Origin of the sequence: Alicyclobacillus macrosporangiidus CPP55, assembly GCF_000702485.1 — a bacterium.
GTDB classification, from domain to species: Bacteria; Bacillota; Bacilli; order Alicyclobacillales; family Alicyclobacillaceae; genus Alicyclobacillus_H; species Alicyclobacillus_H macrosporangiidus_B.
The window spans coordinates 1,894,776-1,908,430 of sequence record NZ_JNIL01000001.1; the positions used below are offsets into that span (position 1 = coordinate 1,894,776).

Here is a 13,655-nt window from a genome sequence, read left to right on the forward strand (position 1 = left end):
CCTCCTCAGGCCAGTTTCAACTTCAACTGCTCCACGCAGGTCGGGACGTGGATCCGCGCCACCACCCGCGCTCCCGTCTCAAACCGGATCTCCCCCGGCAGCGCCACCAGCAGGCACGTCGCAATTCCGAGCTTTCTCACAAACACCAGCTCCACCGCGCGCCCCTGCTCGGCCACGCGCTGCATCTGCGGATACTCGTCCTCCATCAACTGCAGCGCCATCCGGCCCTCGTCCAGGCTCACCTCGCCCGTCTGCAGCGCGGCGTCCAGCACGTACAGGCACAGCAGCTCATCGAAGGACAGCACCCGCACCTCCGGGTGCCGTTCCCGGTACACCTTCTGCGCGACATTCGTAACAATGTGACGTTGCACCACCTCATCCCAGCGCACCGACACCCCCGCCGGGCTCGGCGAGAACACGTCCGCCAGCTCGTCGAGCGACAGATCGTCCTTCATGTTTTTGATGCGCTCGATGCGCTCGAGGATCTTCTCACGCGGGAAGAACGTCTCCTGTCCGGTGAAGGTCGATTTGCGGATGAACCACTCCTCCGGGATCAGGCCCTTGCGCTTCCACCGGTACAGTTGTCCGTACGAGATCCCCGTGACCTCGAGAAGCTCCTTTTTGGAGATCAGGTCTTCATCCACCGGTGCCATCCCCCTTCTCGCGAGAAGTGTAACATAACAATGTTACGTTATGCAAGTACAAAGTTCAGTGGCACCGGTTCTTATTTCATCCACTTCAGCAGGACGACCGAGTTCTGGGGGCATTGCGTGAACATAGTGTGGAAGTTAAATCAAAACCGCGGATGTATCACGGGTTGGGTTGGACGATGGCTGGTGTCGCGGGTTTATGTATCGCGAGTGGTTTGGCTATTATTTACAAAAATGTGTGGAGATTTATCGATTCCCTGACCAACGGGAACACGTATTTGATTTGCACGGCTAGCGTGTAAACTCCCCCCATCTTCTACAGTGCGGCCCTTCCACTCCCTGAAAGGGCCGCCTTCATTGTTCCGGGCATCTGAGTCGGCGACCGGAGCAACTGCCAATCCATCTGAACATCAATTTAGGGAGGCGCCGACATGCGGGCACGAACGCAGTAGCGCGGCAGTAAAGACGGCAATACAGGAGATCTGTCACGACCGCTTGTCCACCAGCCAACCGCTCGTGCTCCCAAGACTCTCGATGAGGCGCCGAACGGCCTCAGGAGGAATCTCGTTAATCACCTTACCGGTGGTCTTGTCCACGAAGTCAAGCCACACCCGGTGCACCTTGGGATCATAGTGAAAGTGGATCTCTACATCGTGTTGAGACGCCAACTCGTCGATGCTCTTCAAAGTTTGTGATACGTCCCGGGCCCCCGCACTCTGACCCGCTGTCGTCGAAACTGCCTGCACGGTAAAGTCGGATTCCTTACGCTCCCCTTGCAAAGACTCCTGGGCTGACATGCCCGATCCAGTTTGCGGCGGAAGTACTCCGATCTCCAGTAGACTCACAGGTTTCCCTCCACTCGATAGAAACTTCAACAGAACAGTGCACACACTCTTCCAATCCGTAAGGCGTATGGCCCCCGCACTCGTCGACTGCGAAGCCCGCCCGATCCACATCGACCGGCCAACGCTTTGATGTATCTCATGCCACAGTTACCGTGTCTCGTCAATATGGCGTGCCTGTCCTGGGAACATCCGTGCAACCGGTCCCGTCTTGCTACTAACCAACGCATAACCCTGTACCACCCGCCGTCCGCGTTGGCGTGCCCACAGTTCTTCCAACAGGAAGCCCATTCGCCTATCGATCAGTTGTGCTAGTACATGGTCTAGATGGAGGAATGTTTGGATGGCGTCCGCTAACGTGGCACGCGCCTGTTTCACATCGGCCACGTCCGCTCGGGGTGTTCCCGCATTATGATCCAAAAATTCAATCTGCGTGGTCAACTCCTCAACCAGTCGTTCTCGGACTGCAAAGGACTCAGCCAATGCGTCGAGATCGTTTTCCGCGACATATCGTTGTTGCTGCTCACACAGTGTAATTAACCGTCTACAGACTTGCACAGCTGTTTCAAACGTGCTCAAGAGCGCAGTGCATGCACCATTTCCACCTTTTTCGCCCGGCTTTCCGCACGAGTGCTTCAAATTCACAGCAGGTCCCACCGTACTGGCGTACCGCGTTTCACGTCGGATGTCACCCGCCTCCCCACGACCAGGTCTTGATACTTCGGCGGCAATCCGTGTCCAGGCCGGATGGAGCGGATCGCGTCCGGCGTAATCGTGTCCCCTTTCTTGAGGTCCTTCACGAAGTAGAGCGACCTACGAAGTGCCAGTGACGGCCGCTCCCTCTCCGTTGGACCGTAGTGGACATGGCCGAGCGCCTCCCACGCCTTTTTGGTTTCCTGTACCAGCGCCCGCATCTCCTCGGGTTCCATCGAAAACTCAGAATCCACCCCGCCGTCAGATCTTCGAAGGGTGAAATGTTTTTCGATCACACTGGCCCCCAACGCCACTGCCGCCACTGCAACACCGATACCCATCGTGTGATCCGACAACCCCACCTCACAGCCGAACATCGCACGCAGATGCGGCAGGGTTCGCAGGTGGCTGTCAGTAGGGCTCGCGGGATACGTACTGGTACACCGCAGCAAAACGATATCACGACACCCCGCCTCGCGTGCCGTCTGCACTAGTTCGTCCAGTTCCGCTAGTGTCGCCATGCCAGTCGAGATAATCATTGGTTTGCCGGTTGCGGCTACTTTACGGATCAGAGGTAGATCCGTGTTCTCAAACGAAGCTATCTTGTAACAAGGAACATCCAGTGACTCTAGGAAATCCACTGCAGAAGCGTCGAATGGGGTACTGAACGCTACCAACCCTAGCTCACGACACAGGTCGAAAATGGGCTTGTGCCACTCCCATGGCGTGTAGGCCTCCTGGTACAGTTTGTATAGTGAGTTGCCCCGCCACAAGCTGTTGAGATCGTCGATGCGAAACTCCCCGTCATGGATGTCAAGCGTCATGGTATCCGCCGTATACGTTTGCAGTTTCACCGCGTGTGCCCCGGCTGCGGCTGCCGCTCGAACAATCTCCAGCGCGCGGTCTAACGAGTGATTGTGATTGCCCGACATTTCGGCGATGATAAATGGTGGATGGTCTGGGCCGATAATTTTGTCACCAAGTTTGATTGGCGTCACCTGGTTCACCCCTTGTACGTCTCACATATGATTGCTAGAGTCGTCACGAGTCAATACGAGCCCATCTTTGGCCCTCGTGTACATCCGTTTATGAAACTGACCGTCACTTATACTGTAACTTATGTAGATAAATTTGTATCATCACCTATCAACCCACGAAGACTTAGAGCTGCGAGCGCTGACACAATTCAATTACTAGGTCATTGTCCAAACCCTTGTCACGAATGAATGTCTCCTTGCCCAATCAAGAGTATAATGTAGGTGGCTAGATTCTCCCGTGTCGCATTAAATGTATCCAAAAGTAATTTCTACTCATTAACCATTTCCTAGGCTGTAGGTGCACTGTATGATTGTCCTGGTACTTGGCCCTTATCGGGCTAACATCGACGATTTTTTGCGTTCATACTCAGATAATGCAGTTTTTCAATCGAATCCCATATCATTGAAAGACCGTGATGTTCAACAGGCGGACTTTATAGTCAGCTATGGTTATCGCCATATCATTAGTCCCGACATCGTTGATCACTTCCGGGATCGCGCGATCAATCTTCACATATCGTATTTGCCTTGGAATCGAGGTGCCGATCCTAACCTTTGGAGCTTCCTTGAAGATACCCCAAAGGGAGTGTCAATACATAAGATTGCTCGCGGTCTAGACACCGGAGACATCATTACACAGCAAGAACTGACGTTTGGCCAGAACGAAACACTAGCTACGACGTATAGACAGTTGACCATAAGTATTGAGAGACTATTTTTCGAAATCTGGCCCGCCGTACGTGGCGGAGTTACTACCGCATACCCTCAACGTGGGAAAGGCAGCTATCACAGGGCAAAGGATAAAGAGCCTTTTCTTCATTTGTTACGCTTAGGTTGGGACACCCCTGTTAACGAGCTCATCGGCAAGGCCTTACTGGGCACTCGTGAGGGTGGTATGAATGGATAGTGAGTCATTATAGCACGGATAGTCACCGTATTGACAGATGTTTCCAAAACAAAAACGTCTAGCACTGGTCCCTCCACATTGGTTCCCATGACGTACCATGACCAACTTACAGTTCAAACGTGGATCTCGACTTCTATGTACGGTGGAACGCAAACATGCTATCCACTACGCGCCGAGTCCCAAGGCCATCCACTAGCTCCATCCCGCGAGCAGACATAGCCCTTAATTGAGTAGCCTGAAGACGTTCCCAAATGTCTGCATAATCCTTGTCTGTGGTGTGCCCTGACTCCCCCAGGCAACAAACTACTCCCATTCGCTCCAACACCGCCGTTGCCTGGCGCTGGTTTTCCGCCACGATGGTAACCCATGTAGGAAGTCCTAAACAACACCGTTCCCACGTGGTTGTCCCTCCCGCGCCAAGCGCCAGATCGGCAGACGCCATCAGCTCAGCCATTCGGGAGGTGTTCACGTGCACTGTGGCCAAAGGTAGTCTCTTTGCCAAATCCTGAATTTCACCTATGTTTGGATTGATAGGCCCAACCACCACATCGATAGCACACGAGTTCACGTTCCCCCACCGCGTCATCCCTCTGAGTGCTTTGCACGTTTCATTGGTTGTATCGGCCCCGCCGAATGACACCAGAACACGACGAACCTGTCCATCCCGTACCGATGCACGCTGCCTAGCTTGAACGAATTCGTCCCTTAACAACGCATATCTGGGACCGAGGAGGGTGTTGCACTCTGCTGGGAGCCGCCCGTGGTACCTTTCCACACAATCCGGGTGTGCATTTTGGTCCAGCAGGAGGTCGCAATCGTGATCCCTGTCCGCCAAATCGTCCACGGCGAGTACACGTATGCCCCGTTGACGAAACTCTCGCTCCCACTTGGCGTCGAGAGCATAATGGTCAACTACCACCCAGTCTGGCCATCGGTGTCCCAGATATTCTAATACACTGAGCGCATCCTGACGCCAAGTACACCTTAGTTCATCCCAATCGTTCGCATATTGACCCGCAGCCCTAGGCACACGATGCACGGGGTACCCATGTTTCACGAGCTCATCGCACATATGGCCAGACAAGGTACGGCAACTAAACGACACCTCTGTACCATGCTGTCGCAGCACGTCCGCCAACGTGATGCAGCGCATCACGTGCCCGGTCCCGATTTCATGCGAAGCGTCCGCACGGATGTGTACACGCATGGAATCTTCATTCCCCGAGACGTTTTTGTAAGACGTGAGCATTAAGCGCTGTCCATTCCGGATGCTGGTCTAATAGTGCCAATACGTCTTCCAAAGTGAAATCCTGCTTTTCCGGATAGAGTGCTTCGATAATCCGGCGAATCAATTCAAAATCCTCCGGTGTATCGACGGTCCAACGGTGATGGCTGACATCGGTGTGGTAGGCGACATTTCCCATTCTGTACCGCTCTGGATGAGTGTAGAAGAACGGCGTCACGTGCTCCCGCTCGTAGCCAAGCTTAGCCTCCCGATGCGCCTCCTCCAGCGCTTGGAATGAAAACACCTCGGTGTCCATCCCCCGCGGATAGGTCCGCTCCACTGTGTTGGCTACGTAATCCATTCGTTCTCGATGCTCGACATAATACCGAATTATACGGTCCACCACGGCGGGGTCTATCAGAGGGCAATCAGACGTGACGCGCACCACGATGTCCGCACTGTAGGCTCGTGCAGCGAGATGGTACCGGCTCAGAACATCTTCTTCGGATCCCCTCACATATGCGCATCCGGAAGCCTCACACACGCGGACAATGGCGTCGTCCGCCGGATTTGTTGTGGTGGCTACCACCACCTGAGTAGCCGAAGGAACCCGTTTCAATCGCTCTATATGATAAACCAGCAGCGGTTGGCCGAGGACTTCTTTGAGCACCTTCCCCGGTAGCCTGGTAGAAGACATGCGCGCTTGAGTAATGATCACGATGTTCAACAATACCTCACCCCGCACCGGCAAGCCTCACACCCGGTAATAACCCAACACCTTTTTGACAGCACGGATGACGTCGCATACATCATCGTCCGTCATTCCGGGAAACAGCGGGAGCGTGAGGATACGTTCGTACAGCTCCTCAGCACGCGGGCACAGCCCCCTCGAATATCCCATCCGCCTGTAGTACGGATGATGATAGACCGGGATGTAATGGACATTGACGCCTATGTTTTCTGCAAGCAACGCTTCATACACCTGCCGTCGCCCCACACGCAGGGCGGACAGGTTCAACCGAATCACGTACAGGTGCCACCCGGACGTCCGGTCCTCACGTTGATACGGTGTTTCGAGCTCGGGCATGGAAGCGAACGCTTCCGTATACTTCTTCGCAATCTCCGCCCGACGTCTGATGAACACGTCGAGCTTGTCCATTTGACTGGTACCCAGCGCGGCTTGAATGTCCGTAAGCCGGTAATTAAACCCCAGGTACTGCATCTCGTAGTACCACGGACCCTGATCGTCCTCGAGGAACGATGGATCCCGCGTGATACCATGTGTGCGAAACAGTCGCAGCCGCTGGTACAGACGGTCGTCGTTCGTTGTGACCACGCCGCCCTCGCCCGTGGTAACCGGTTTGACGGGATGGAGACTAAAGACCGTCATATCTCCCAAGGTCCCGATGCGGCGTCCCTTGTACGTCGCACCAAGCGCATGTGCCGCGTCCTCAATCACCATCAGGCCGTGCCGTTTGGCGATGCTGAGGATCTCGTCCATGTCGGCCGGCTGCCCCGTGTAGTGAACGGGAAGAATCGCCTTGGTGCGCGGCGTAATGCACGCCTTAACTGCATCGGGATCGATGTTGTAGGTATCAGGCTGAATGTCCGCAAACACCGGTGTACCGCCCATGTACAGCACACAGTTGGCACTCGCCGCAAACGTCATCGGCGTGGTGATCACTTCGTCGCCCGGGCCGATGCCCGCGGCAAACACCGCCCCGTGCAAGGCAGCAGTGCCGTTCGCGAAAGCCACGGCGTACTTGGCTCCGACGTAATCCGCTATCCGCCGCTCGAACGCGTCGACCGCCGGCCCGGTGGTCAAGAAGTCGCTGCGCAACACGTCCACAACCGCCCGAATGTCCGCCTCGTCGATGGCTTGGCGTCCATACGGCAGGCGGGTAGAACGGATGGGTGTCCCGCCATGCAGTGCCAATTTTTCGTTGACTTCCAGCGCCTCCGTCATACCCGCTACAGACCTCCATTCAACGGCTGTGTACTGACACATTACGCCCACGGCGTCTCTCGAATCCACGCCTCTGTTCGCGCGAGGCCTTCCTCAAGTGTCACCCGCGGTTCCCAGCCCAGCAGGCGTTTGGCCTTGTCCGCATTACATAGGAGCTTCATGATCTCGCTCTGAGGATGTATGTGCTTGACATGCTGGATCCGCGTCGCATCTTGAGCCACCAGCATCGCGAGGTCATTGATGGAGATATCCCGGCCGAGTCCGGCATTGATGATCTCACCATTCACCACGTCCGAATATCCGGCCATCGCCACAAACCGCGCACAGTCTTCTACATACAGTAAATCGCGTGTTTGTGTGCCATCCCCGTAAATGCGGAGTGGCTGTCCCGTTAACTTGTTCTTGATAAATATGGCGACGACACCGCCCTCTCCACCGGACTTCTGAAATGGTCCATAGGTGTTGAACGGGCGGACCACCACCACCGGCAGTCCGTATGCATTAAAATACGACAGTACGAGATTTTCCGCCGCGATTTTAGAACCCGCATAAGGAGATGCTGGCTTCACGGCGTGCGTCTCAGAGATTCCCTCCGGGCCTGTCGCGCGGTCATACACCATGCACGTGCTCATGAAGACCATTTTGGTTCGCGCATCCCGGCAGCGCTCAAGGACTTCAAACGTACCCACCACGTCGTTCAGGAAGGTCGTTCGGGGATCATCGATACTGTCCTGTACGTTGATGGTGGCCGCCAAGTGATAGCACACATCAAAACGGTTTTCAAAGAGTTCATCCAACAATGACCCGTCCTGAATGTCTCCTATCACAAGCTCCCGCAGTCCGGGGTGTCCCTCGAATTCACGTACATTCTCACGCCGCCCGTTGGCCAGATTGTCCAGTATCCAGACCTGGTGCCCGTCGTCCAACAGTTGTTTGACAAGCCAGCGGCCAATGAAACCCGCGCCGCCCGTGACCAACGCTCTCATACATTCCCTCCACTAAATGAGTCCTTCCGACAACACCCAATGGCGAATCTGCTCCCGATCAATGGGAGGGATGTCATTGGATCTGTAGGTGCCCACCGCCGCCGGCGCGGCATCGGCGTAATGCCAATGCGCGTGCGGGGGTGGAATGACAAACATGTGGTCCAATTCCACGGCCTGCCTGGATTCATCTTCCGTCATCAGCTCCTCATACCGCTTCTCTCCCGGGCGCAGGCCGATGGTTTCGACCTCCCCACGCGGCACGCCGTATTTCCGGCTCACTTCGTCTCGCACGACCTCCACCAGATCCCCCAACCGCAGTACAGGCATCTTGAGGATGAACAACTCTCCTCCATGCGACCACACCGCGGCACGCAGAGTGAGTTCCACAGCCTGGGTGAGCGTCATCATGAAGCGAGTCATCCCTGGATCTGTTACCGTCACCGGCCGTCGTTCCAGAAGTTGTCGTTTGATCAGCGGGATGACCGATCCGCGTGAGCCCATGACGTTGCCGAAGCGCACTGCACTGAACACCGTGCTGGCGGATCCCTTAGCGTGCTCCGCAGCCGCTACCAGCCGCTCAACCACGAGTTTTGTCGCGCCGTAGGTGTTGGTGGGACTGATGGCCTTGTCAGTACTGGTGACAATCACCTTGCCCACGCCCGCCGCCATGGCTGCAGTGATCACGTTTTGCGTGCCGATGATGTTCGTCTGTACCGCTTCGAAAGGGTTGTACTCGCATGCGGGTACATGCTTCAGCGCAGCCATGTGAAACACGACGTCAATGTCTTCCATGGCGCGAATCAGACGCGACGTGTCGCGAACGTCCCCGAGAAGGTAGCGGATGTTGGAGTGATTGGCGTATTCAGTCTGCAGCTCAAACTGTTTGAATTCATCACGGCTGAAGACCCGGATCACGCGTGGTTCGAAGCGCAACAGGGCCCGCAGCAAACCTCGCCCCACCGTACCGGTTCCGCCAATCAGCAGAATTCGCTTGCCCCGAAAGAACTCCGCCACCATGATCCACCACTCCGTCGCCGTTCTACGACTGATTTCGACAAGAAGTGCCCAGCAACCTGCCTCGTCCGAAGGTCCTGTATGGAACCCTGTCGAGCCGGCCCTCTGGGGATGAGCCAAGCTACACAAGCGATTCCATCGCCCACGGACACACGTGCTGCGTACCGGCGATATGTGCTCCCCTCGACGCATTCAGGTAGGTTCGGTCGGGGTGATCCCGAATGAACCGCTCAATCCAGTGGCGGAACGAATTCCACGACAGTGTCGTCTCAATCTCCTCTCCGGTGACTGACTCCGTCCATATCCGCCGAAATGAATCACCGTGAATGAATATGTGCTGATGATGAGTGTCTTCCGCATGGGATTTTCCGTCCACATATGCCAAGTCCTGCCCCACAAACACAATCGGATCGCAGCCGAGATGATGTGCCACGCTCAGCGCAAGGGTCGCCACGGATCCTCCCACCTCAAATGTATCCCACCCGTGGCGCTCCGCGAGTTCCTCGCTCGGCGCATACCCTCGCTGCATCGCCCACAGGATATCGCCGCCGTACGTATCCCGCAGGTTCGGGTGTACCGTGGGTGTGCAGATGAGCGTCGGCAGCGGTCCAACCGGGAGATCCTTCAATTGCTCTGCAACAAACTCCTGGCCATCCGTAACCAGCACGTACTGGGGCACAACGCCGTTCTGGAGCAGTTTACGCAGCACTTGACCCACGGAAAGGATCACCGCACCGGCACGTGCGCATTGGGGCAGCCAGGGAATGGCCTCGTTCAGGGAAGGCCCCGCAGCCACGACAATCCCCATACTCCCAGCGTAACGGTCTCGCATTCCTGTGAACACGTTTTCTGGACGAACGGCATCGCGATTCGCTGCGAAGTTCATATCCAACATTCCGACATTCCGCTCCACGGATGCACGCAGCATCTGCGCCTCCTGGATGAGCCACCGCATGGATGCGTAGGGAAACACCTCGACCGATGGAGGGTGAACCCGCAGCCGAGACATGTCACAGGCTCCCAACACGTGGCGACACTCCGATTCGTCCTTTGGGACGATCACCGTCACCCGCGGATCACTCAAGACCTGTGGACGAACCTCACGGGCCAGATCCACCACTTCGCGATACGGTTCAATCACCGCGATCTCTTGGATGTGCGGATGCTGGAGCAGACAGGCTTCGATGTGGTATCCTAATCCGAGTCCGAGCACCGGCAGGGAACACTCCGAGGAATCTACGCGCCAGCTTCGCACGAGAGCCTCCGCCTCTCGAACAGGATCATACTGACTGTGCAAAAACACGGTTCGCTCTCTGACGCTGCGCAGGGTCGCAGAGCCGCCGCGACCCGTCAGAACCTCAAAATGCCCTCGCATTATGATTCATCATCCCCGACTGGTGCCCGGTGAATTGACATGACGTTTGTAGGAATCAGGTTACATCGGAGCGGAGCCTGCTCTTCGCCCTCTCCCACTTCATCTGTTGAAAAAACATTTCCAGAAACGCTTGCCAGTCCTCTGCCCAAGGCCGCACCTCGAACGACAAGATGTCCGCCAGACTGACGGTATCCTGTGCCTGACAAGCTTCATCCAGTAACGATGCTATCGTCCGCAGACGCTCCGAGAAATCATGTACACTCGATGGCCCTGGATGAAGCGTGCACAACCCCTCCAGGAGGCTGAGGTGCCAACGAAGACCGTCGAGCGATTCCGCAAAGTGTTTCATGCCTGCAGCGAAATCGCCTACCTGAAAAGCCTCCGCGGATGCACCCATGACACGAAGCCAGGATGGCAACATTTCGGCGGATGACGCCAACGCATCCTCTACCATCTCGTCGATGGTGCAGGACGCCAAGTCAATTCGATTGGCGTTAGCAAGTAACACCGTTCCATTCAACACATCGGCGATGACGTGATCCTGCCCGTCCACCACGAGCTGGCGTACGAGGCGACCACTCCGCTCTACATCCTCTACCGCACTGCGCAGAACATCCTGCAGAGAGGTGCCATCGGCCACGTTCTGCAACACGCCGTCAACGTACAGTTCCACTGACTTCATCCGCCCTTTCCATCACTGCCATACGTTCCGCCTGCGCAAACGCCTCGCGCAACTCCTGAATCAGTGGAAGCACCTCTTGAACCGGCTCCGGCGATTTGTTGCGATTCGCTTCGATGAATCGGCCGTGAAAGAATACGTAGAGATCGTTCAGGTTATCGCATAATTCAGGCGCACGATCTCGATCCAGCGTCACGCGCAGTTCCGAGACAATCTCCTGGCAACGGATGAGCCGCCGGTGCGCCTCTTCCAATCGCTTAGCTTCCAGTGCCTCAATCGCCTGCTGGGCGAATCGAATTAGCCCGTCGTACAGCATGATCAACAGTTTCCCCGGTGTGGCCGTCTGCACGCTGGCCTGCCTGTACACGTTCGGATACATGTCCCGGATCTCCCTCCTCCGTCACAAATGGATAAGTGTCAAAATAGGAATACGCGTCCAGATGCATCTCTGCGGCATCGAGCGCGCGAAGGCGCAGATCCAGGAACAGGCGAACGGTCTGAGCCGCGACAAGCCTTGCTCCGGAATTGTCCTCATCGTTCTCCTGGCGTTTTCGTTGAATCTCTTCAGCCATCTGGACATCGGTAAACAACGTCCGGTACGAATAGGCGTCCAAGAGCCTCATGGCCAAACGATGTGAGGACAACCTGGCCTGTCCCCGCGCGATGGCACGCGTGGCCTTATCCACACATACGGGGTCCTTGGCCTCCAACGCATCGAGGTAGTCCTGGCCATACCGGGCCAAGATAGCCAGCAGACGCGCCACACACCTAAGTTCCAGTCGGGAACGGCGCAGTCGAGCGCGCGTATGTTGAATCCGATCACCGTCAAGTGTACGAGGTTGCAGACGCCCGCGCCACTCCGCGGCCTCTTCGGGGCGACGCGGACACAGTGGCAGGCAATCAGACAGGGTTCGCACTTCGTATCCGCGCTTTCGCGCACCGCCCTCCGTGGCGTCGATGTAAGTGCGGTCGTGTACTTTGGCTGCGTCTTCAAACCACCTGAGGTAGTACAGGTAGTCGTAGGTCGTGTACACCGTCTGGCCGAAGATGTCTTCCACCTCGTACAATTTCCGTCCCTTCAGTTGTTCCACGGTACGAGAGGCATTCGCGGTCCCTTCCGCATAACAGGCGCCACCGGGATAGGACAGGTCCTCCCCCACAAGGATGACGGGATCAGCACCCAACAGCCGTGCGAAGGCAAATGCGGCCGTGGCGCAGGAACCCCCGGTGTCAAACACCGGAAGAGGGCGTCGCTCGCCAGTGATCTCGTCCAGCCACCCCTGGTACGTGGTTCCTCCTGCCACAAGCACCTTCCCCGCCCTGCTGTGGCGCACGATGTCGCGGTGGGTGCACACCTCCATCAGCAGCGGGATATCTTCATACGTGCAACCTTCCATATTGAGTGCATTGAGATCCCCACCGTCGAGCGTCACAATCACATCCGGACAGATGCCGTTACGCTGCAGGGCGCGGTAGGCAGTGTCTGTACTGAGGAGCAGAGCGCGATCACGGAACTCTCCCAACAGGTGAATGTTCTTGTTCAGAGACGGACCGGCACCAATCACGATGGCCGGTTTACCGCGCCATGTGTTCGCCAGATCGTACACCGACACACCGCTCAGAACAGCGGGAAGGTTGCACAAGAAGTTGCGCGTCCACGCCCGTTCAAAGAAGGCGGTAGTGTTTTGGTTTGTGAATACAGTCTGTACAGAGCGGTAAAGAGCAAACGTCAATTCGTCAAAGAAAGACCGCTGAATCGCCGCCTCCACAGGATGGAAAACCCATGCGAAAGTCGGCACCTGAAAGGTGTCCCCGCCCAGATGCACATGGAGCTGTGAGCGAATGCGTTTGACGTCATCGTCTACAATCAGCACCAACCGGGGGTCCAGTAAAGCGTCCGCCATATCGCGTGCTTCAAGAGCCGCGCGGAGATACTCGGGACAGGCTGAAATGAGATAGACACGGCTATCCGAAGAAGCCGCCTGCAATGCCGCTTCCAGATGATACAGGCCCGCCTCTCCGGCGACGAAGACGTGCCGCGCGGAAGCGATATCGGCGCGCGCAACCTGACGCACCGCTTCTCCCACAGGGTCGTACGCGCTCGTCAAGTTCAACCAACGCCCAGTCTGTTCGTGCTGGACAACACACACACCGCGTGAATTGACCACAGCGCGACGTTGTGGACTGGGGGCAACCGACGCCAGAACGTCCGCCACCACGGGCCAACGCTGTTTCAGAATCGTGTAGTTCGCCGCCCACACGTCACTCATATGACCGCCCT

The 13,655-nt window shown here is 56.5% G+C and carries 14 protein-coding genes; 1 reads left to right on the forward strand and 13 read right to left on the reverse strand.

The window, feature by feature from the left end; genetic code table 11:
• Window positions 1-5 precede the first annotated feature (5 nt).
• The 4 genes from N687_RS0109350 to pseI all read right to left on the reverse strand — a co-directional run bounded on the left by N687_RS0109350 (window position 6) and on the right by pseI (window position 3,183).
• Window positions 6-644 carry a YhbD family protein gene (locus N687_RS0109350; RefSeq protein WP_029421608.1) on the reverse strand — a complete coding sequence of 213 codons (639 nt, stop codon included), beginning with the start codon at window positions 642-644 and terminating at the stop codon, window positions 6-8.
• 491 nt (window positions 645-1,135) lie between these two features.
• A complete protein-coding gene (locus N687_RS0109355; protein ID WP_029421609.1) occupies window positions 1,136-1,495 on the reverse strand; it encodes a flagellar protein FlaG in 360 nt (119 codons plus the stop codon).
• A 147-nt stretch (window positions 1,496-1,642) separates the two neighbouring features.
• Window positions 1,643-2,137, reverse strand: a complete 495-nt coding sequence (locus N687_RS0109360) for a flagellar protein FliT (protein WP_035462125.1) — start codon at window positions 2,135-2,137, stop codon at window positions 1,643-1,645.
• A complete protein-coding gene (pseI, locus tag N687_RS0109365) occupies window positions 2,134-3,183 on the reverse strand; it encodes a pseudaminic acid synthase (RefSeq protein ID WP_029421611.1) in 1,050 nt (349 codons plus the stop codon). The genes N687_RS0109360 and pseI overlap by 4 nt, the downstream gene beginning before the upstream one ends.
• Before the next feature lie 346 nt (window positions 3,184-3,529).
• Here pseI and N687_RS23060 point away from each other — a divergent pair, with 346 nt between their 5' ends.
• Entirely contained in the window at window positions 3,530-4,129 is a 600-nt protein-coding gene (locus N687_RS23060; RefSeq protein ID WP_081841286.1) for a formyltransferase family protein, read from the forward strand.
• 133 nt (window positions 4,130-4,262) lie between these two features.
• Here N687_RS23060 and pseG read toward each other — a convergent pair whose 3' ends face one another.
• From pseG to N687_RS0109415, 9 genes are all read right to left on the reverse strand, one after another.
• Window positions 4,263-5,378, reverse strand: a complete 1,116-nt coding sequence (gene pseG / locus N687_RS25480; protein ID WP_081841287.1) for a UDP-2,4-diacetamido-2,4,6-trideoxy-beta-L-altropyranose hydrolase — start codon at window positions 5,376-5,378, stop codon at window positions 4,263-4,265.
• Window positions 5,344-6,081 carry a cytidylyltransferase domain-containing protein gene (locus N687_RS0109380; protein WP_029421613.1) on the reverse strand — a complete coding sequence of 246 codons (738 nt, stop codon included), beginning with the start codon at window positions 6,079-6,081 and terminating at the stop codon, window positions 5,344-5,346. The genes pseG and N687_RS0109380 overlap by 35 nt, the downstream gene beginning before the upstream one ends.
• 27 nt (window positions 6,082-6,108) lie before the next feature.
• Window positions 6,109-7,320 (reverse strand): UDP-4-amino-4,6-dideoxy-N-acetyl-beta-L-altrosamine transaminase, encoded by a 1,212-nt coding sequence (gene pseC, locus N687_RS0109385; protein WP_029421614.1) that lies wholly within the window; start codon window positions 7,318-7,320, stop codon window positions 6,109-6,111.
• Window positions 7,321-7,361: 41 nt separating this feature from the next.
• Entirely contained in the window at window positions 7,362-8,306 is a 945-nt protein-coding gene (locus tag N687_RS0109390) for a dTDP-glucose 4,6-dehydratase (RefSeq protein ID WP_029421615.1), read from the reverse strand.
• A gap of 12 nt (window positions 8,307-8,318) precedes the next feature.
• A complete protein-coding gene (locus N687_RS0109395) occupies window positions 8,319-9,323 on the reverse strand; it encodes a polysaccharide biosynthesis protein (protein ID WP_029421616.1) in 1,005 nt (334 codons plus the stop codon).
• A 118-nt stretch (window positions 9,324-9,441) separates the two neighbouring features.
• A complete protein-coding gene (locus tag N687_RS0109400; RefSeq protein WP_197029254.1) occupies window positions 9,442-10,575 on the reverse strand; it encodes a motility associated factor glycosyltransferase family protein in 1,134 nt (377 codons plus the stop codon).
• A gap of 175 nt (window positions 10,576-10,750) precedes the next feature.
• Window positions 10,751-11,368 (reverse strand): hypothetical protein, encoded by a 618-nt coding sequence (locus tag N687_RS0109405; protein ID WP_035462126.1) that lies wholly within the window; start codon window positions 11,366-11,368, stop codon window positions 10,751-10,753.
• On the reverse strand, window positions 11,352-11,690 hold the full coding sequence (gene fliS / locus N687_RS0109410; protein WP_231493447.1) for a flagellar export chaperone FliS: 339 nt from the start codon (window positions 11,688-11,690) through the stop codon (window positions 11,352-11,354). Before fliS ends, N687_RS0109405 begins: the two co-directional genes overlap by 17 nt.
• Window positions 11,647-13,644, reverse strand: coding sequence for a motility associated factor glycosyltransferase family protein (locus tag N687_RS0109415; protein WP_029421620.1), 1,998 nt, complete (start codon window positions 13,642-13,644; stop codon window positions 11,647-11,649). Before N687_RS0109415 ends, fliS begins: the two co-directional genes overlap by 44 nt.
• Between the last annotated feature and the right edge of the window lie 11 nt (window positions 13,645-13,655).